The organism is Planctomyces sp. SH-PL14, from assembly GCF_001610835.1.
In the GTDB taxonomy this organism is placed as follows: Bacteria; Planctomycetota; Planctomycetia; order Planctomycetales; family Planctomycetaceae; genus Planctomyces_A.
The window spans coordinates 4,566,798-4,587,818 of record NZ_CP011270.1; the positions used below are offsets into that span (position 1 = coordinate 4,566,798).

The following is a 21,021-nucleotide window of genomic DNA, read 5'->3' on the forward strand; positions in this document are numbered from 1 at the left end:
TGGACACTGCATCGGCAAGGACGTCGCCCAATTAAGCCTTGGGAAGCGTTCGCCGAAGCCGCTTGGCCCGTCCCTTCCAGAACATCTGCTTGCGGGCAATCGCCTTCGGAGCCGCCTCCAGATCCATCAGCAGCCCGTCGAGCAGTCGCCGAGCCTCGGCCGCCTCCCCCTGTCTGGCGAGCAGGTCCGCCAGAATGTACAGCGCCTCAGGATGCCGCCACCGCCGCGTGTGCTCTCGGAGATGCGCGATCGCCGCCGGGTCGTCTCCGAGCGCTTGAAGTACCCGCCCCTGCAGGAGCGAAACATCGCCGAACTTGTAGGCCGGATCCTTCTTCAGCACCGCGGCCAGATGGGCCTTCGCCTCCTCAAAGTGCTTCGCCTGGAACTCGCACTGCCCGGCCCCCCAGAGGGCGGCGATGTTGTCCGGCTCTTTGGCGAGCGCCTGGTCGTAGCTCTCGCAGGCTCCGTCCCACTGGCCGACTTCGCGGCGGGCATCCCCCAGCTCGACGAACTGGTGAGCGTTCCCAATGTTGTGGGCCGCGATCTCCTTCCGCCGGATCTCACTCCCCCGCGTGAACCGCCGGAGCCACTTCGGGCCATGCCAGTCGCGCGTCGGGATGTAGCGGGCGAAGAAGTACAGGAAGGGGCCGAAGGGCTGAATGACGAGGATGATCCAGATCCAGGCCCGTGCTTCCGGATCGTCCCGGACACAGACGTAAGCCATCCAGAGCAGGAACGGGAGGTAGACCCACGGTCCCAGTCCGACGAGTTGTTTCCAGAGGGCGTGCTGCCACCCGAAGTCCCGTGGGACGGGCGGAAGGACATCCTGGGCTAGGGTGAGCAGGTTCACGACTGGCTCGCGGTTCGTGGTGGCGTGTTGAGAGCATACGGTGGGGAGGTCTGTTCGTCAGCATCGACCAGCATCCGCCTGGCTCGGACCGCGTCCTTGCCGGCACGGCGTCCCTTGCTCAAACCCAACGTGCGACGGCAGCCTGGGGTCAAGGGGGCGACCCCTTGCCGCCGGAGGCACTCCTGTGAGGAACCGTTGGACACAACGGATGTCCCCTTTGTGGTACCCGCGTTGAGGACTCGACGCTCGCACTGGAATCCCCGCGGGTTGGTGAGGGGGCATACGGCACGTTGTCCGCGCTTGGATACTCACTCCTTCAGACATCTCTCGACGGCCAGGCCTCCGGCGGGCAAGAGGCATTCTGCCCCCTGCACCCCCTGACCAGGGTGCCCCTGGACCCGGTTGGGGACAATGCCGCTGGGGGCACGGATCGACAGAATCGCTGGCTTCCCCCTGAACGTCGGCCCATTCACAATCCTCTTCTTCTTTGAGCCCGGCCCGGTCCCTCACCTCCAGCCTCGTCAGGAGCGACACCCATGCGAGCGTTCATCACGTTCTGTCTTTGCCTCTGCAGCGTCACCGCCAGCGCCGCGGAACTCAAAGAAGTCTGGACCGTCAACACCGGACTCATGAAGCCGGAATCGGCGTGGTACGACCCTCTGACGAAGATCGTCTACGTCTCCAACATCGGCACCGCCCCCGACAAGAAAGATGGAACCGGCTACATCTCGAAGTACGACACCTCGGGCAAGGTGCTCAAGGAAAAGTGGATCACAGGCCTCAACTCCCCCAAGGGGATCCGCGGGGTCGACGGGCTGATGATGGTCAGCGCGGTCGATGAGATCGTGGTCATCGACTCCGAGTTCGACAAGATCAACCGGACCATGCCGGTCGAGGGGGCGAAGTTCCTCAACGACGTCGCGATGGACAGCGAAGGGAACTTCTACATCTCCGACACGGGAACGGGCGTGATCCACCGGGTCGATCCGTCCGCGAAGCTCTCCGTGTTCGTCCAAGGGCCCGAGACGCAGGCCCCCAATGGACTGCTCGTGAAGGACGGCGCCCTGATCGTCGGCGGGTGGATGAAGGAACAGAACGCGGATGGCTCGACCAAGGTGGCCGGCCAGCTCATGAGCTTTGACCTCAAGACCAAAGAACGGAAACTCATCACGCCGGAACCGCTGGGCAACCTCGACGGGCTGGAAGTCGACGAACACGGCCATTACCTCGTCAGCGACTGGTTCAACGGCAAAGTGTTCCACGTCACGGCCGACGGCAAAGCCACGACGCTCCTCTCAATGAAGCAGGGAACCGCCGACCACGCCTACATCCCTGAGAAGCGGCTCCTGATCCTGCCGCGGATGATGGAGGACAAGCTGACGGCCTACGAACTGGTCGACTAGGTCGGGGCCGATGCACACGAAGCGACGCCCGGACTGAACGTGATGAGGCGATGGCGGCTGACGGAGCCGCCCGTCACTGGCACGAGGCTGGCCGCGGTCCTTACAACATGGACCGCTCGCCTGCCTGCACCTCACCTCAGATCGTTGTGTCTACCGATGAGTACGCTTCGCGCCGGCATGGTCGGCTTTGGGATGATTTTCGACGAGACCTACCGCCCGTTCTTCGAGCGAGTCGCCCGGGAAGGACTCTACGACCGCCGCTTCGGCGACGTCGCGGTCGAGCTGGCCGCCGTCGCCTCGCGGACGGGGAAGCGGGTCGAGGCGTATAAGAAGTCCGCCCCGGCCGCGTTCCGGAATCTCGTAAGCCACTACGGCGAGAATCCGGTTCCGGCGCTGCTGGAAAGCGGCGTCGACTTCGCCTGCGTCGCGACCCCGGACAACCGGCACTTCGACGCCGCGAAACAGGTCCTCGAAGGGGGCCGGCACGTCATCATCGAGAAGCCCTCGGTCCTGATGCTCCAGGAGCTCGACGAACTCGCTGCCCTCGCCAGACAGAAGAACGTCCTGGCCAAAGTCGTCTACCACAAGCTCCTTGACCCGGACCACAAGAAGCTCAGGACCCTCGTCGCCGACGGCCTGCTGCAGCACGTCAACAACGGCTACTGCTCGCTCCTGGAGCCGAAGCAGATCGCCGGGGCCCAGTTCTCGGAGTGGATCACCGGCCGCAACCCGGGAACGTACGTCGCCTGCCACTACATCAAGCTCATCGACTTCACGTTCGGCGGCCGGCTCAAGACCGTGACGGCGACCGGCCAGCGGGGGATCGTCGGCCCCAAGGATGGCCCCACCTGGGACAGCACCCAGATGCGGATGATCTACGAGTACGACGACGGTCGCGAAGCTGCCTTCGACATCCACACCTCGTGGGTCACGCCGGACAACTTCCCCGGCTACGTCGAGCAGGAGGTCCAGTTCCGCTTCGACAACGGGGTCTGGAACGGCCACTCCCGCAAGCGCGGCGTCGAGTGCACGATCGAGGGGAAGACGCCGTTCGAACGGAAGATCACGATCAACAACCACTACAACGGCACCTTCCTGGAGCCGTGGGGCGAGCGGTCGCAGCGGGGCTACGGCGTGGAGGTCATCGAGCGGTTCGCCCGCGAGGTGGCCTACGTCGAGCACGGCGGCGACAAGTCGAAGCGAAGCGAGCGCTTGGCCGAGATGCAGGCCCTGGGGTACAACGACCTGACCGCCGACCGGCAATCGGTCGCCGCGGTCCAGGCCCTCGAGGCCATCCTCGAAGAGCAGGCCGGGGGACACGCCGACTGCGTCGTGCGGGTCAACGAGGCCAAGGGGGGACTCGTCCTCTACCGGCCCGGTTCGGCCGAGCCGCGCGTTCTCTATCCGGGACGCGTGTAGCGGCGATGGCCTCGGCGGCGGCCGTGCTCCCGCAGGCCGCCGCGGTCGTTCAGAACTCGACATCGACGTATCGAAGGAGACACCGCATGTCCCGCCTGACCCGTCGTGACTGGCTGAATGCCGCGGCCCTGACCGCCGTCGCCGGTGGACTTTCGCCCGCGATGCCCGCTGCCTCGGCCGCCGAGCCCGCGGCGCCGAAGCCGTCCCGCCCGCCGCGGATCGGCGTCTCGACCTACTCCTACTGGCGGTTCCGCGACGACACGAAGCTCGATGTCGAGCAGTGCATCGACCTCGCCGCCCGGGACGGCTTCGACGCCGTAGAACTCCTCCACATCCAGATGGGGGACGACTTTTCGAACGCCCGCCTGCAGAAGCTTAAGCAGCGGGCGTTCCGACACGGGCTCGACCTGTGCGGAATGTCGACCCACCAGTCGTTCGTCTCACCGGACAAGGCGGTCCGGCAGAAGAACATCGATCATACGATCGGCTGCATCGAGCTCGCCTACCGGCTCGGCATCCCCACGATCCGGGTCAACACCGGCCGCTGGGGGACGACGAAGACCTTCGACGAGCTGATGAAGAACAAGGGGATCGAAGACCGTCTCCCCGGCCACACCGATGACGAAGGGTTTCAGTGGGTCATCGACAGCCTCACGCAGTGCCTCCCGAAGGCCGAAGAGTGCGGCGTGGTCCTCGGCCTCGAAAACCACTGGGGCCTCGGCCGGACCGCGGAAGGGGTCCTGCGAATTCTCGACGCCGTCCAGTCTCCCTGGCTCCAGGCGACGCTCGACACCGGCAACTTCCTGGAGCGGCAGTACGAGCAGTATGAACTCCTCGCCCCGCGGGCGGTCCTGGTCCAAGCCAAGACTTACTTCGGCGGCGGGACGTGGTACACGCTCGACATCGACTACCCCCGCGTCGCCGAGATCCTCCGCAAGGTGAACTACCAGGGCTACATCTCGCTGGAGTTCGAGGGGAAAGAAGACTTTTCGACAGCCATCCCCAAGAGCCTGGAGCTGCTGCGGAAGGCATTCGCGCCGGCCTGATCCTGGGGCAGGGTCCAGTCCTCGGGAGACGGGCTTGTCTCCGTGGATCTTCTCCCTCTCTTCACGGAGCATTCGTTCCCAACTCACGTTCACCCGCTATCCCTCGCGGACTCTTTGCCCTTCCCCCGCGCGGTTCGGAGAACGTTCGATGTTGCGGAACGATTTCGTCACGCTGATTGGATCCCAGCCCGGCAAGGCCGACTACATCCCGGTCGCCTGTCTGCTCCGCAATGGTTATGGCGTTGCCGGTTACTTCAACACGCCGGTCAATGAGGGGCTGGTTGATACGTGCGTGCTTGTGAATGCCCGTCTGCTCGATCTCGCCTCGGCCAGCGAATCGCGGCGCGGTCTGCACAACTTCACGGATTTTGTGGAAGAGATCGTGACGCGGATGATGGAGAACGACGACTTCACGACGAACGGGGAGTTTGAAGGTTCGAGCTACATCGGCGGGGCGGTGCCGCTGACGGCGATTCCTTTTGGGGATATCACGGTTGTGTACCCGGTCTCGCGGATTCGGCATCTGCTGCAGCGGGTGCAGGAAGATCCGCAGACGACGCCGACGTTCCTCGATTTCCAGAACAAGAGCATCGTCGTCAAGTTGTTGACGGCCAAGATCTGGTGAACGCACCAACGCGCTCTTGCCGGCACGGCGTTGCTTGCTCGAACCCATCGTGCGACGGCCGCTGGGGTCAAGGGGGTCTCACCCCCTTGCCGCCGGAGGCGCTTCAATGAGGAACCGTTGAAAACAACGGATGTCCCCTTTGTGGGACCGGCGTCTCGAACTCACCGCTCGCTCAGCATTCCAAGCGGGTTGGTGAGGGGGCATCCGGCACGGTGTCCGCGTTTGGACACGATCGCCTTCAGACATCTCTCGACGGCCAGGCCTCCGGCGGGCAAAGGGGCGTTGCCCCTCTGCACTCCCCACCAGGGTGCCCCTGGACCCGGATTACGGCAGGCCGTTCACCTTGCGCAGCACCCACTCCGTCATCACGATCCCGCAGAACAGGAACAGCACCCACCACCGATTCCACAGCGGCTCCTCGCCCTCTTTGTGTAGCGTCTGATTCACGTCCCGGAACAGGCTCGGTATCTCACCCGCCTGATCAGGCAGGAACAACCGCCCGCCCGACACGCTCGCAATCTGCTCCAGCAACGCCCGGTTCGCACTCACGTCCGCCAGCTCACCCGTCGTCGGCGGAAGAACCACCAGCTCCGCCTGAATCCCCTCCGTCTTCACGTCCGCATTGTCCACCTGCAGCCGCACCCGATAGTCCCCGGACTTCAGCCCGATCGCCCGTCCCTCGAACGTCAGCGGCTTCGACGGCCGCAGATCGATCGTCACCGGCGCGATCGCAGGATGCGCCCCATCGGCCGACCCGTCCGCTCGGATCGGCTCCAGGATCGCCTGCACGCGGACATTCGGCGCCTTCTTGAGCGCCTGCTCGTCCCAACGGACCCGGACAACAGCATCCTCGCCCAGGCTGATCGTCGGCCGATCGAGGCTCAACTTCAGGAACTCATTCCCCGCCGCCGACTTTGCATCCGCCGCCCACCGGGCGAGCTGTCCCCAGTAGCGATGGTGGTACTTGTCACCCACGCGGAACCGCCACCGCCAGGTGCTGTCGATCCCCATCCAGACCACCTGGCCCGCCCCCACGAACTGCTGCACGAGCATCGCGTTCTTGCGGTCCCAGTCGAGCCGCGGCGTTTCGGCCTCACCCGGCGGAACTTCCAGCGACGCCCAGACCGTCGCGGCGGGTCGGGCTTCGGCGACGAGTCCCCACTGATGTCCGGGTAGTTTCGACCAGATCCGCCGGTTCTCGGCCACATCGGCGTCGAACTGGAGAATTGACTGCTGCTCGCCGTCGTCCGTCAGCCGCAGGTGAAAGCCCCGGTCGAGCGGCCCCCCGGTCTGCGTCGGGCCGGCCAGATCCTTCGCCCGGAGATTCGTGACCGGCAGCAGCCCCGCGACGATATCGGAGGCGTAGTCCTGAGGAAAAAAGTTCTTCCCGGCGATCAGGAGCAGAGTGCCCCCTTCCTCGCGGACATAGCGGTCGAGGAACTCCCAGGCCCGCGGCGAAAGGTCGTTCGGGGCAACATCGCCGATCAGGACTAGGTCGTACTGGCTGAACGGCGTCGGGCTTCCCGGAGTGAACTGCTCGGGCAGCTTCAGCAGCCTAGGAAAGAAAGTGTCGGCCAGGACACCCATGTAAGGCTGGTTGAAAACGATCTTGTCGACCTTGAGGCGGTTGTCCCGCATCAGGGCGTCCTGGATGTACCGGAACTCCCACCGCGCGTCCCCTTCCAGGACCAGGACGTTCGCCTTGTCGTCGACCACCTGCATCTGGAAGTCGCGTTGGTTGTTGTCCTGCCGGGTCTCATCCGGCTGCGGCTCGACCCGGAGGGCGTACTGGTGCCGGCCGACTTCCTTGGCGTCGAGATCGAACGGAACCTCGGCCGTCGGACCGTCGATGCGGACCGTCTTGCGGACCGGTTCCCCCACGGGTTGGCCGGCGGCGTCCCGCTTCTCCAGGACGACGGACATCTCCTTGCCGTCGTAGCCGCTCGTGCGGAGGATCGCCTTGACGATCGGTGTGTCGTCCTGGAACACCGTCGAGGGGTAGTCGAGCCCCGCCACGGCAAGGTCCTTGGGACGCCGGTCCGACCCGATCAGGATCGGATAGATCGGAGCCAGGCCGCCGAACCGCTGAACGAACCGGCCGTCCCCTCCGTGCAGGTTGTCCCGGCCGTCGGTCAGGATGACGACGCCTGCCAGCTTTCCGCCTCCGGAGCCTTCGATGGCCGCGTTGAGCGGGAGCGTGACGTCGGTTCCCTCGCTGTTTCCTTTGACCTTCTCCGGAGACTCCAGCGCCTTGACGTCCGTCGACGCCACATCGGCGGCGAAGACGTACAGCTCGGTGTTGGCACTCTCCTGAATCTGCTTGATGAGAGGCCGCGAGCCGTTCATCAGCAGCCGGCGGGCGATCTCGTACCGCGGCAGCCGCTCGACTTCCGTCATCAGCCCCTGGACCAGCTCACGCCGACCCGCGGCGAGGGCCCGGCGCTTGTCGGCGTCGTTCGTCTCCTGCGGCAGGACCCAATCCGGTTCCTTCCCCGCCTCGTAAGCCGCGATCCATGGATCGACCCGCTCTGCCGCCTCGCCGTGGCCGAGCATCCCCAGCCCCTTGGCGAGCCGCAGCTTCTCCGCCGGCGTGGCGACGGCATCCTGGGTGTCCATGCTCTCGGAGACGTCGATCGCTACGACCACGCGGCCGGTGGTCGTGATGTCCTCGCTCCACCGCGAGACCGGCTCGAACAGGGCGAAGAGAATCACCGCCAGGGACGCGAGTCGCAGGCCGAGGAGCGTGTTTCCGAGCTTCCGGTCGACGAGCTGTCGCTCGTAACCGTAGAGGAACGTGATGCACCCAACCGACGCCGCCGCCACGACGATCAAGACGATCAGCCACGGTGTGGACTCCACCCCGCGGAATGTCGGCCAGTCGAACGCGAGCATGGAGGTCCGGGGACGGCGGCGTGGACGAGGAGACGAGGGTTCCCTCGGCACGGGAACGGACGTCCCACACTATACGATCCGTTGGGAACGAATGTCACCGTCGGTTCGTGCGGAGAGCGAGGCTCCGCCGTTGACGGGAGTGTTGAGCTGGATGGTGGTCGCTCAACGAAGGCCGGGATGCTTATCCTTCCGGCTCGAACCGTGTCCTTGCCGGCACGACTCCCATAGCTCAAACCCAATGTGCCCCGGCAGTCTGGGGTCAAGGGGGTCTCACCCCCTTGCCGCCGGAGGCACTTCGATGAGGAACCGTGGGACACAACGGATGTCCGCTTTGTGGTACCGGCGTTGAGGACTCCCTCAATCCACACCGCTCGCTTTGCAATCCCCGCGGGTTGGTGAGGGGGCATACGACACGCTGTCCTCGCTTGGACACGCCCTCCTTCAGACATCTCCCGACGGCCAGGCCTCCGGCGGGCAAAGGGGGCGTTGCCCCCTTGCATCCCCCACCAGGGTGCCCCTGGACCCGGTTCGGTCAGTATTGGGCGACCACCGGAAGCGGGTTGTCGGATCTCGCCCTTCACCGGACAATGCTGCGTCCCCGTTCCCGTCAAACTTCGGACCTCCTCGTGGAAGCCCATCCCCTGCGATTCCTGCGGAACCTCGGCCGCAGCAGCGAAATCGCCACCGTCCTCCTGAACTACGGATTCGGAGACCTGCTCTACCGCAGCGGGATGCGGCGCTCCCTGGACCGCGGCTGGCGGTGGCTCCGCTTCAAACGCCCCGAACCGGTCGTCGAGTACACGACCTCCCAGCGGATCCGCATGGCCCTTCAGGACTTGGGGCCCACGTTCGTCAAGTTCGGGCAGGTCATGAGCACCCGTCCCGATATCCTCCCGTCGGAACTGCTCGACGAACTCGCCCTCCTCCAGGAACGGGTTCCCCCGTTCTCCGGCGAAGAGGCCGCCGCCACCGTCGAGGCGGAACTCGGCCGCCCCGTCTCGGAACTGTTCGCCTCGTTCACCCTCGAGCCCCTGGCGGCCGGATCGCTCGGCCAGGTGCACCGGGCCCGCGCGCACGACGGATCGGAACTGGCGGTCAAGATCCGCCGGCCCAACGTCGTCCGGGACGTGGAACGGGACCTCTCGCTCCTGGGCGAGCTGGCGGCGCTCCTGGACTACAGCGTCCCGGAGGCGCGGGTCTTCGATCCGACGGGCCTCGTCAACCACTTCGCCCGCACGATCCGCCGGGAGATGAACTTCCACCGCGAAGCCCGCAACATCCAGGAGTTTCAGCGGCTGTTTCGGAATGACGCCACGCTCCGGATCCCGCACGTCTACGAGGAGCTGACGACCGAAGCGGTCCTGACGATGGACTTCGTCACCGGCGAGCGGGCGGACGACCCCGAGGCCCTGCGGGCCCGCGGGATCTGTCCCAAGGGGGTTGCCCGCAATGGGGCCCTGATCTTCATGAAGCAGGCGTTCGACCTGGGGGTGTTCCATGGCGACCCCCATCCCGGAAACCTGCGGGTCATGAGCGACGGGACGATTGCGCTCCTCGACTTCGGAATGGTCGGGACGCTCGACGAGTCGAAGCGGGACGAGCTGGTCGACATGTTCCTGGCGGTCGTGCGGCACGATATCCGCCGGACGGTCTCGATGGTCCAGGTCATCTGCCCGCCTTCGCGGCCGATCGATCAGAACCTGCTCACCGCCGACGTCCGGGACTTCGTCGAGGGCTTCTATGAGTTGCCGCTGGAACGGATCAAGGTGGGGCGGCTCCTGGGGGACTTCGTCCACATGCTTTCCGACCATGGTCTCCGCTGCCCGGGGGACCTGATGCTCTTCATCCGGGCGATCATTACGCTCGAAGGGGTCGGCCGGGCGCTCGACCCCCGTTTCAATCTGGCGGGAGAGCTGCAGCCGTTCATCGAGCGGGTCGTCCGCCGACGGTACGAGCCGAAGCGGATGTTCCATCGCGCTTACGACGACGTCCGGTCGCTTCTTTCGGCGGCCCACGACCTGCCTTTGTCGACGAGCCGCGTCCTTGAGAAGCTGGCTCATGACGACCTGCGGATCAAGTTCGAACACCGGGGGCTCGACCATCTCATCACGGAGTTCGACCGATCGAGTAATCGTGTCGTGATCGCGGTGATCATTGCGTCGTTGATTCTCTCGTCGGCTCTCGTCCTCCGGAGCGGGGTGACGTCGTCGTGGATCACGATTCCGGTCTTCCTGCTGTCGGGGTTCCTCGGTGTGTGGTTGATTTATGGGGTCCTGCGGAGCGGGAGGCTGTGACATTTGGTGGAGCTCTTCCCCCTAGCCGGGTCCAGGGGCACCCTGGTCAGGGGGTGCAGGGGGGAGAATCCCCCTTGCCCGCCGGAGGCTTGTCTCGTCGGGAACTGTGTGAAGGAGGTCGTGTCCAAATGCGAACAACATGTCGTATGCCTCCTCACCAAGACGCCGGGATTGCAGTGCGAGCGGTGAGTCCTCAACGCCGGTCCCACAAAGGGGACGTCCGTTGTATCCGGCGATTCCTCATGGAAGCGCCTCCGGCGGCAAGGGGGCCAAGAAGACAACACAGCCCCCCTTGACCCCGGCTGCCGTAGCACGTTGGGTTTGAGCTATACAGTCGCGCCGGCAAGGACGCGGCTTGAGTCCTTCCCCCCCCCCACCATCCTGGCTACCCACGACCCCTTCACTGCCCCATGTCGCCGCTTGATCGCTACCGCAAACAGGTTCTCTACTCCGGGATCGGTGAAGAAGGCCAGCGGCGCCTCTGTGCGGCCCGGATCCTGATCGTCGGTTGCGGCGCACTCGGCTCCGTCCTGGCCGAGACCGCGGTCCGGGCCGGAATCGGCTTCGTGAGGCTCGTCGACCGGGACTTCGTCGAACTCACGAACCTCCAGCGACAGGTCCTCTACGACGAAGACGACGTCACCGCCCAACTGCCCAAAGCGATCGCCGCCGCCCGGAAGCTGCAGCGGATCAACTCGACCGTCACGATCGAGCCCATCGTGGCGGACGTCGACTACACGAACATCCAGGGCCTCATGCAGGGGATCGATCTCGTCCTCGACGGAACCGACAACTTCGAGATCCGCTTCCTCATCAACGACGCCGCCCTCGAAACCGGAACGCCCTGGGTCAACGGCGGCTGCGTCGGCAGCCACGGCCAGGTGATGCCGATCATCCCCGGCCAGACCCCCTGCCTGCGATGCCTCATGGAAGGGGTCCCCGACCCCGGCTCCATGGACACCTGCGATACCGCCGGGGTCCTCGCGCCGGCGATCCAGGTGGTCGCCTCGCTCCAGATCGTGGAGGCGATGAAGATCCTCACCGGCCAGGCGGTCGAATCCGCCCTGACAATCGTCGATGTCTGGGACGCCTCGCTCCGCCGCCTCAAGCTCGGCGACCTCCCCGCCCGCACGAACTGCCCCGCCTGCGTCCAAGGGGAGCGCCGCTGGCTCCGGGGCGACGCCGTCTCGCGCTCGACCTCCCTCTGCGGCCGCAACGCCGTCCAGGTGACCCCGCCGCAGCGGATGACCCTCTCGCTCGACGACCTCGCCGCCCGCCTCTGCGCCAGCGGCCCCGTGACCCGCAACCCGTTCCTGGTCCGTCTCGACCTCCGCGACCCCGCTTACGAGATCACGGTCTTCCGCGACGGCCGCGCGATCATCAAGGGAACGGAAGACATCCCGACCGCCCGGACCCTCTACGCCCGTTACATCGGGACGTAAGTGAGGCCCAAACAAAAAGAGTCACCCGCGAAACAGCGCGGGTGACTCGAAGTCTCTCCGGTCGGAATTCCAGACGAGTCCTCACCGGGCGGTCAGCGGCTTCTCGGCATCCTTCTCCGCCCCGAGATCCCATACGGGCTGCAACCCGGGAATGAGGGCATTCGTCGCCTGCCGCGGCGTGACGTCGTGGCTCAGGAACGAACCCTCCTTGCCAACGAAGTAGGTGTGCGAGTCCGCAACGACGAGGTTGTGGACCGTCCCCTCCCCGGCCGGCTCGACCGACGTGACCTCGACCGCGCCCCGCACCGTATGGAGGGGCATCTTGGGCTGCAGCGAACGGGCCTGCACCCAGCCTTCGCCATTGATCCAGAACGGGTGTCCGTGCGAACACAGGATCTCGTTGTCCCCGGTCTTGACCCGGTAGAGCTTGGCTTTTTCACGGACGGTCTGCGCGAACACCGGCTTGAACGTCAGTTCGCCGGTTTCCACGTTCTGCGAGAGAACCCGATCGCCCGGCTGGATCGATTCGACCGGCCGCGCTCCTAGTTCGGTAACGATCATCGTCCCCGCCGCCAGGCAGGAGCCGGGAGGACAGGTCTTCTGGCGGACGATCTGCCGCGGCGCGTGTTCGATCCTTCGGGTCCGCGGATCGATGTACCAGGTCTGTTCATAGTTCATCGAGACCAGCTGCTTCCCGCCGACCGCATCCCCTTCGGTTTCCCACCATTTCCAGACGTCGGCGGGCTGCTGAAGCTTCTGCCCCGCCACGGCGGCAACGGTCTGAATCGCTCGACGATTTCGGACACCGTCTCCCGCGGTCTGGTTGACGAGAATCGAGGCCCAGATCTGGGCTCCCGCCTTGCCGACCGTTTCATTGAAGTCGAGGAAGCCGGGAACGTCCGGTGCCATGAGAACAGTGAGACGCTCGATGGGATTCTTGAGCAGCAGTTGCAGATCAATTTTCTGGTCCAGCGTCTCCATTGTGAACCGCACGGTCTGCGCGCCTCGTCCCGCAAGCACCTCGGGAGTCGGATTCTCGGACATCAGAGTGACGCTCGAAATCAGTTCTCGCAGATAACCTTCCGTCGGTCGGTCCTTCAGTTCCTCCGTGGCCTGAAGTCGGATGTTCGCGTTCTCGGAGAAGAGAGCCTGACGGACAAGTGCGTGCGAGGCCTGGAAGTGGGAAACCGTCCCCAGCCATTCCACATAGGCGGTGTGAAGCGGGTCGCCAGCGTCGCCAATCGCGGACTCCAGGGCCGGAAGCTTCTCGGGCGCCGTCCATTCGTCGAACTGCTGCAGGTTTCGGGCGACGACCTCCGAGGATTTATTGCGCAATCGACGAACGAGAGCGGTCGCCTGCTTCCCGTATCGGTTCAGCGATGTTGACCAGCGCTCCTGATGATGAATGGCGCGGCCAATGGCCTCCCGAGCAACCCACCGCCCCTGAACCTGCATATCGCCCAGCCGCTGCCGAGCCTCGGTGTGCGTCGGATCGAGCAGTGTGACGGCAGTGAGGTGGGCCCGCTCCTCATCCTTCAGCCGATGCGCGCGACTTCCGTCCGCCAGGAACAACTGGTCTTCCACCGTCATCTGGCGGCTGTCCCGCGCCTTTCGATAGTCGTACAACTCCTTCCAGCGGTCGCCGTGATCGGCGACTTCGGCAAACGGAACCCAGGTGTCTCCAACCTTCACGTTTCCCGCCGCCCACTGGGCCAGCGGATCGTTGGGGTTCTCAGCCAGACGCCGTGTGACCGCCGATGCTCTCGCGGCCTGATCTCCGGAGAGCTCCAACTCCAGGATTCGCTTTCCATCGACAACCGGGGATTCCTCGGCCGAGGGGGCCGAGGACTTGGGAGTCGGAGGCGCGGCTAGTACAGCCGCTCCTGTCGCCAACACGCCGCACACCAGGCTCAGGTTTCCGAGAATTCGCAACATCGCTGAGACTCCTAAGGTTGTTTCACGGCCGGCAGGCCGCCAGCGGCGAGCGCGGACAGTTCCGCGGCAGCGTCAAAAGAATCGTACGTCGACCAACTCTGCATCTTGTTTCGCAGCGCCTGCGCGCGGCCGGAGCTGCCCGGGGCACTCGTCTGAATTTCCCGCAGTTGTGTCCGAGCCAGTTTCTGCAAACGCTCGTATTGAGCTGAGACGCGAACGGACTTGTTCGCCAACTGGTTCTGGAAGCCGTAAACCGTGGAACGCTGTTCGAGGAGCTGCTGAGCCCGTCGTGTGGCTTGATCGTGTGTCGCGTAGAGCGACATGAGGTCGGCCCTGAGCAACTCCCGCTCGGCCGCCTTCTCATTGATCTTGTCGGTATAGATCCGCTTGGCTGCCGGGTACCCCTCGTACCTCTGCAGCCTCTCCAGATCTCTTTGCAGTGCGCTCATCTCGTAGGCCAGGTTGAGGATTGCGTCAGAAAGTTTCCTCTCCGTCTCCTGAAGGCTGGTCAACTGCTTTTCGAGGGCCCCCAGTTTCGCATCGAGGTCCGCAGCGCCCTCCTCGACCAGCTTCTTGGCGGACGCTTGGTCTTTCTGCGCATCCCGGTAGTCGCGCTCCAGCTTGTCCTTGTTCTCAATCTCGCGCCGCAGGGCCTCGGTCTTCGCCGTCGAAGACTCGTCGAGGACCGTCTGAAGTTGATCCTGAAACTGACGCTGGACCCGCCCCACCGCCGCCTGTCCGGAGGCAACCTGCTCGCCGTATTCCTGCAGGTAGCTGTTGACGCTCGGGATCCGCCGGTTGACGAACTGGGCGACCTCCGCATCCCCGGCCGGTCCCTTGAGATACTCGACGAACGACCCCATCCAGACCGCCGCCTGACGCCGATCCTCAACGGGGATGGCCTCGGCCGGCGCATGCCCGATCAACTCCGCCAGATCCACAAGCTGCTCCGCAGCTTCCGTCAACTTCCGTTGACGAAGCTTGGTCCGGATATTCGCGACGCGGGCCGGCAGATAGGGAGGTGACGCGGCGAGCGCCTTCTGAAACGACTCCTCGGCCTGCTCGAACTTTCGATTCTTCGTCAGTACGACGGACCAGGCATACTCGACCCCGGCATCGTCCGGGGCCAGTCGTCGAGCCTTCTCATAGGCTCGCTCGGCCGCCTTGAGTCCCTCCGGAGTTCCCCGCAATCCCTCCTCGGCAAGGACTGTCAATTCGTGCGCAAGAGGAGTGGGCGCATCCGCATACGACAAAGCGGAGACAGCAGTGCACAGGAGGGCCGCGAGGGCCCTGATCGTTGACGAACCGGTCATGTTTCTGGCCCCGCCGGGGTCGCCGTCAGACCGTAGGGGAGATCCGACACCCTCCCCGAACGGACGGCCTGACAGTTGTTTCACCGATTTTCCCGACCCGGTTCCGAAAAGAGAAGAAGTTTTACGCTCAGTCCTGTCGGTTTTGTCAGAGAGCCCGCCGCGATTCGGAACGGCTGTTCACGGGGCGGAGGTCCGCCGGTCCAACTCCTGGCAACGATCCGCCATCCGTTTGCGGCCCCCTTCGGTCGATCCTACCTTATGTCGGTCGTCATTCCCCCGATGGCCCACGAACGATCGACTCGACCCGCGCGCAGGCGCCTCCCTGCGCCGACATCTGCTGTCTCCGACGTCAAACATGCCCATCACCAAGCTGCTCGTCGCCAACCGGTCCGAAATCGCCATTCGCGTCTTCCGCTCGGCCCACGAACTGGGGATCCGGACGGTCGCCGTCTACACGCATGAGGACCGCTACGCGCTGCATCGCTTCAAGGCGGACGAGGCCTACCAGATCGGGGCCCCGGGGGAGCCGATCAAGAACTACCTGAACATCCCGGCGATCATCGCCGTCGCCAAGCAGCACGGCATCGAGGCGATCCACCCCGGCTACGGGTTCCTGTCCGAGAAGCCGGAGTTCGCCCGGGCCTGCAAAGAGGCGGGGATCATCTTCGTCGGCCCGACGATCGATGCCCTCGAGAACCTGGGGGACAAGACCGCGGCCCGCAAGATCGCCGTCAAGGCGAAGGTCCCGGTCCTGAGCGGGACCGAGAACGCGCTCAAGGACGGCGACGAAGGTCTGGCGGCGGCGAAGAAGCTCGGCTTCCCGATCATCCTCAAGGCGGCCCACGGCGGCGGCGGCCGCGGGATGCGGGTCGTCGAGTCCGAAGACCAGTTCCTCGCCTCCTATGACACCGCCCGCCGCGAATCGCTGACGGCGTTCGGCAGCCCGGACATCTTTATCGAGAAGTACATCCGCCGGGCGCGGCACATCGAAGTCCAGCTCCTCGGCGACAAGCACGGGAACCTCGTCCACCTCTTCGAGCGAGACTGCTCGGTCCAGCGCCGCCATCAGAAGGTGGTCGAGATCGCTCCCGCGCCGAACCTCGATTCCAAGGTCCGCGACGCGATCTGCGCGTCGGCGGTCGAGATCGGCAAGCAGGTGAACTACGAGAACGCCGGGACGGTCGAGTTCCTCGTCGACGCCGACACGAACCAGTTCTTCTTCATCGAGGTCAATCCCCGGATCCAGGTCGAGCACACGGTCACGGAAGAAGTGACCGGCTTCGACATCGTGAAGTCGCAGATCCTCATCGCCCAGGGGGCCGCTCTCGCGGACCCGGAGATCGGGATCGACTCCCAGGCCGCGATCAAGACGACCGGCTTCGCCGTGCAGTGCCGCGTCACCACAGAAGACCCGGAGAACAACTTCACGCCGGACTACGGCAAGATCGCTCACTACCGCTCGGCGGCGGGACTCGGCATCCGCCTCGACGCCGGCACCGCGTTCTCCGGCGCCACCGTCACGCCGTACTACGACTCGCTGCTCGTCAAAGTGACCGCCCGGGCCCGGCGGTTCACCGACGCCGTGCACCGGATGGAGCGAAGCCTCGCCGAGTTCCGCATCCGGGGGGTGAAGACGAACATCCCGTTCCTCACCAACCTGCTGAACCATCCGACCTTCCTGGAAGGTCTCTGCACGACCCGCTTCATCGACGACACTCCGGAGCTCCGCGAGCTCCCGAAGCGGAAGGACCGGGCGACGAAGGTCCTGAGCTACATCGGCGAGACGATCGTCAACGGCAACTCGCTCGTGAAAGGCCGTCCCGTCGCCAAGCGGCGGCTTCCGGCTCCGATCCCGTCTCCGGTCGCGCCGGGGGCTTCGGCTCCCGCGGCCGGGAGCCCGCAGGCGGCCGCGTTCCCCGAAGGAACCCGCGACCTTCTCAAGAAGCTCGGCCCGCAGAAGTTCGCTGCCTGGGTCCGCGACCAGAAGCGGCTCATGATCACGGACACGACGTTCCGGGACGCGCACCAGTCGCTCCTGGCGACGCGGTTCCGCACGCATGACCTGCTCCAGATCGCCGGCATTTACGCCCGCCGCTGTCCGCAGTTCTTCTCGCTCGAAATGTGGGGCGGAGCGACGTTCGACACGTCGATGCGGTTCCTGAAGGAGTGCCCGTGGCAGCGGCTCTCCGAGATGCGGGCGCAGTGCCCGAACATCCTGTTCCAGATGCTCCTGCGGGCCTCGAACGCCGTCGGGTACACGAACTATCCGGACAACGTGGTCCGCGAGTTCGTGAAGGAAGCGGCCCAGGCAGGGAACGACGTCTTCCGCGTGTTCGACTGCCTGAACTGGGTGCCGAACATGCAGGTCGCGATGGACGCCGTCAATGAGACGGGGACGATCTGCGAAGCGGCAATCTGCTACTCGGGCGACATCCTCAACCCGAACCGCACGAAGTACAACCTGAAGTACTACGTCGACCTCGCGAAGCAGCTCGAGAAGATGGGAGCCCACATCCTCGCCATCAAGGACATGGCGGGGCTCTGCAAGCCGGAGGCAGCGACGAAGCTCGTCACCGCGCTGAAGCAGGAGATCGGGATCCCGATCCACTTCCACACGCACGACACTAACGGCATCCAGGCCGCCTCCTATCTCAAGGCGGCGGACGTCGGCGTCGATATCGTCGACTGTGCGATGGCTCCGCTCTCGGGCGGGACCTCGCAGCCGAACCTCAACACGCTCAGCGAATCGTTGCGGTTTATGGAACGGGACACCGGCCTCGATTCGCACGTCCTGGATGAGATCGCGGAATACTGGCGCGTCGCCCGGCAGTTCTACGCTCCGTTCGAGAGCGACGAGCTGGCCGGTACGGCCGACCTCTACAACCACGAGATGCCCGGCGGCCAGTACACGAACCTCTACGAGCAGGCCCGGGCTCTCGGCCTCGAAGACCGGTGGGCGGAAGTCTGCCGGGTTTACGCCGAGGTCAATCAGATGTTCGGCGACATCGTGAAGGTGACGCCGACGTCGAAGTCTGTCGGCGACATGGCGCTCTTCATGGTCGCCAACAACCTGACGGCGAACGACGTCCTGAACGGCGACCGCGAGCTCTCCTTCCCGGAAGGGGTCATCGACCTCCTCAGCGGGGCGATGGGCCAGCCCCCCGGCGGGTTCCCGGAGAAGATTCAGCAGCGGATTCTCGGCAACCGCAAGGCGTTCACCGAACGCCCCGGCGCGAGCCTTCCTCCGGTCGACTTCGGTGCCGCGAAGGAGAAGGTCGCCGGTATGGTCGACGGTGAGCCGTCGCACCAGGACGTTCTGTCCTACATCCTCTATCCGAAGGTCTTCGAAGGCTTTGCCGCTCACCGCCATCAGTACGGCGATACGAGCCTGCTGCCGACGCCGATTTTCTTCTACGGCATGGAGCCGGGCGAAGAGACCACCGTCGAGATCGAGTCCGGCAAGACGCTGTTCATCAAGTACGTCGGCCTGGGGATGCCGCATCCGGACGGAACCCGGACGGTCTCGTTCGAGCTGAACGGCCAGCCGCGGAACGTGACGATCACGGACCTGTCGCTGACCCCCGAGACGAAGTCCCGCCGCAAGGCGGAGAGCGATGACCCCAAGCAGATCGGGGCGACGATGCCCGGGATGGTAGTCCTCGTCCCCGTGACGGTGGGCGAAGAGGTCAAGAAGGGGCAGAAGCTGCTGACCCTGGAAGCGATGAAGATGGAGACCTCGATTTACGCCGACCGTGACGCGAAGGTCCGGGAGGTCGTGGTCGCGAAGGGAGAGAACGTCGAGACCGGCGACCTGCTGATGGTTCTCGGCTGAGTGCCGGCGCTCGAACCGCATCCTTGCCGGCGCAGCTCCGATAGCTCAAACCCAACGTGCGACGGCAGCCGGGGTCAAGGGGGTCACCCCTTGCCGCCGGAGGCGCCTCCATGAGGAACCGCGGTAAGCAACGGGCGCCCGCTTTGTGGAACCTGCGGGTTGATGTGGGGGGCATCCGGCACGCTGTCCGCGCTTGGACACGGCGTCCTTCAGACATCTCCCGACGAGACAGCCTCCGGCGGGCAGGGGGTGGCCCCTGCACGCCACCAGGGCATCCGCCCTGGACCCGGTATATGGCCCGCCGGGTGAACTAGTTCGAATTCTTCAGGATGTTGTACTTCTTCATCTTGTTGTACAGCGTCACCCGGCTGATCCCCAGATCCTTCGCCGTCCGCGTCCGGCTGAAACTGTTCTTGAACAGCGACTGCTCAATGATCTCCCGCTCGTTCACGGCCACCTGATTGCTCAGCGTCACTTCGTTCGTCCCGCGCCGATCACCCAGCACCACCGAAGGATCGTTCGTCGGACCCGCCTTCCCCGCCATGACGTGCGCGGGAAGCTGCTCCGCCGTCAACAGCCCGTTGCGGCAGTAAATCACCGCCCGCTGGATCACATGCTCCAGCTCGCGGACGTTCCCCGGCCACGGATAGTCGAGAAGCGCCTCCAGGAACGTGTCATCGATCCGGGCAATCGTGATGTTGTGCTTCGCCGCAAACTTCCCGATGAATTTCTTCGCCATCGGGATGATGTCGACCTTCCGCTTCCGCAGCGGCGGGATCTCAAACTTCAGCATGCTGAGCCGGTAGTAAAGGTCCGGCCGGAACCGGCTCGCCTCAACCAGCGGCTGCAGATCCAGGTTGCTCGCCACCACCAGCCGCGCCTGAGACTTGAGGGTCCGATTCGATCCGACGGGCTCAAACTCTCCCGTCTCGATCACCTTCAGCAGCTTCACCTGCTGCTCCAGCCCCAGGACGTCGATTTCGTCCAGCAGAATCGTCCCCTTCCCGGCGGCGACGAACTTCCCCTCCTTGTCGGCATGGGCACTCGTGAACGACCCCTTCTGGTGTCCGAACAGCTCGCTCTCGATCAGCTCCCGCGGCAGCGCCCCGCAGGGCACGTGCAGGAACGGCTCGTTCCGCCGCGGCGACGTCTCATGAATCAGCTTCGAGAGAAATGTCTTCCCGACCCCCGTCTCCCCGATGAGCAGGATCGTGACGTCGTGCGATGCGGCGATCGACAGGTCCTCGAGCATCGACTTGAGGACGGGAGAATTCGTCTCGAACTTGTGCGTTGCCCCCTCCAGGACCGCGCGGCCGAACGTCTCGGTCGGCCGGTCATGATGGACCGGGATCGGCGTGATCAGGGCGTCGGTGTATTCCTTCCGGATCGCGTCGACGACCCCCGCGGCATCGCGGAGATGAATCAATGTTGAGCACGCCGCGCGGCGCTCCAGAATCTCGGGACAGTCCGGCCCGGTCAGCAGGACAATCCGGCCCTGGGGATGCCGGAGCAACAGCTCCTCGACGAACCGGTCCGCGCCGTGGCCTCCGTCGAAAACGGTCCGCTGGTCGATGACGAGCAGGCCCGGCTGCAGCGGCGCGATCGAGGATCGGGCGTCGTCGAGTGTCGTGACGCGATGGTGCCGCAGAGCGGAGCCGAATTCCTGTTCCGCCGTGCTGGTCAGGTCCCGGTCCGAGGTCAGCCACAGAATCATCGTCGATCGCATACAGACTTCCCGTGATGGACGAGCCAGGCGCACACCGACAGACGAAAAGTGCGTCCGCGCCGCCGTGCCCGTTCCTGATAGGGAGTCTTTACAAATGGAGTGCCAATCTTGACGCGGCGCTCTCCGGGGTGCGTCCGAACGGCCGCGGGATCGGCGGCGCTCAAGCCGAAGATCCCGCGAACCGCCGCGCCGCTTGCAAAAATGCAAGGATTGTCTGGAGCTGGTCGCGCGGCGGAGCCGACGA

Annotated in this window: 12 protein-coding genes; 7 read left to right on the forward strand and 5 right to left on the reverse strand. The window is 65.0% G+C overall.

The genetic code is table 11. The annotated features are described in order from the left end of the window. Positions 1-31: 31 nt before the first annotated feature. Positions 32-850: a tetratricopeptide repeat protein gene (locus VT03_RS17635; protein ID WP_082846307.1), complete on the reverse strand. Its 819-nt coding sequence runs from the start codon at positions 848-850 to the stop codon at positions 32-34. 536 nt (positions 851-1,386) lie between these two features. On the opposite strand from VT03_RS17635, the gene VT03_RS17640 reads away from it, so the two are divergent. From VT03_RS17640 to VT03_RS34755, 4 genes are all read left to right on the forward strand, one after another. After that, complete coding sequence (locus VT03_RS17640; protein WP_075094196.1) at positions 1,387-2,253, forward strand: SMP-30/gluconolactonase/LRE family protein; 867 nt, start codon at positions 1,387-1,389, stop codon at positions 2,251-2,253. Between the two features lie 156 nt (positions 2,254-2,409). Then, positions 2,410-3,672 (forward strand): Gfo/Idh/MocA family protein, encoded by a 1,263-nt coding sequence (locus VT03_RS17645; RefSeq protein WP_075094197.1) that lies wholly within the window; start codon positions 2,410-2,412, stop codon positions 3,670-3,672. An 86-nt stretch (positions 3,673-3,758) separates the two neighbouring features. Further along, the gene (locus tag VT03_RS17650; RefSeq protein ID WP_075094198.1) at positions 3,759-4,718 is read left to right on the forward strand and encodes a sugar phosphate isomerase/epimerase family protein; all 960 of its coding nucleotides are present in this window, start codon (positions 3,759-3,761) and stop codon (positions 4,716-4,718) included. 148 nt (positions 4,719-4,866) lie between these two features. Next, the gene (locus VT03_RS34755; RefSeq protein ID WP_082846309.1) at positions 4,867-5,343 is read left to right on the forward strand and encodes a hypothetical protein; all 477 of its coding nucleotides are present in this window, start codon (positions 4,867-4,869) and stop codon (positions 5,341-5,343) included. Positions 5,344-5,667: 324 nt separating this feature from the next. Here the strand turns inward: VT03_RS34755 and VT03_RS17660 are convergent, their stop codons facing one another. Further along, a complete protein-coding gene (locus VT03_RS17660) occupies positions 5,668-8,235 on the reverse strand; it encodes a hypothetical protein (protein ID WP_075094199.1) in 2,568 nt (855 codons plus the stop codon). 626 nt (positions 8,236-8,861) lie between these two features. On the opposite strand from VT03_RS17660, the gene VT03_RS17665 reads away from it, so the two are divergent. After that, the gene (locus tag VT03_RS17665; RefSeq protein ID WP_075097171.1) at positions 8,862-10,529 is read left to right on the forward strand and encodes an ABC1 kinase family protein; all 1,668 of its coding nucleotides are present in this window, start codon (positions 8,862-8,864) and stop codon (positions 10,527-10,529) included. A gap of 410 nt (positions 10,530-10,939) precedes the next feature. Then, positions 10,940-11,971 (forward strand): ThiF family adenylyltransferase, encoded by a 1,032-nt coding sequence (locus tag VT03_RS17670; RefSeq protein ID WP_075094200.1) that lies wholly within the window; start codon positions 10,940-10,942, stop codon positions 11,969-11,971. Positions 11,972-12,052: 81 nt separating this feature from the next. Here the strand turns inward: VT03_RS17670 and VT03_RS17675 are convergent, their stop codons facing one another. After that, positions 12,053-13,906, reverse strand: coding sequence for a polymorphic toxin-type HINT domain-containing protein (locus tag VT03_RS17675; protein WP_082846310.1), 1,854 nt, complete (start codon positions 13,904-13,906; stop codon positions 12,053-12,055). 11 nt (positions 13,907-13,917) lie between these two features. Then, positions 13,918-15,096: a hypothetical protein gene (locus VT03_RS17680; RefSeq protein WP_075094202.1), complete on the reverse strand. Its 1,179-nt coding sequence runs from the start codon at positions 15,094-15,096 to the stop codon at positions 13,918-13,920. Between the two features lie 478 nt (positions 15,097-15,574). On the opposite strand from VT03_RS17680, the gene VT03_RS17685 reads away from it, so the two are divergent. Further along, entirely contained in the window at positions 15,575-19,051 is a 3,477-nt protein-coding gene (locus tag VT03_RS17685) for a pyruvate carboxylase (protein WP_075094203.1), read from the forward strand. A gap of 310 nt (positions 19,052-19,361) precedes the next feature. Here the strand turns inward: VT03_RS17685 and VT03_RS17690 are convergent, their stop codons facing one another. Then, entirely contained in the window at positions 19,362-20,777 is a 1,416-nt protein-coding gene (locus tag VT03_RS17690) for a sigma-54-dependent transcriptional regulator (RefSeq protein ID WP_075094204.1), read from the reverse strand. Between the last annotated feature and the right edge of the window lie 244 nt (positions 20,778-21,021).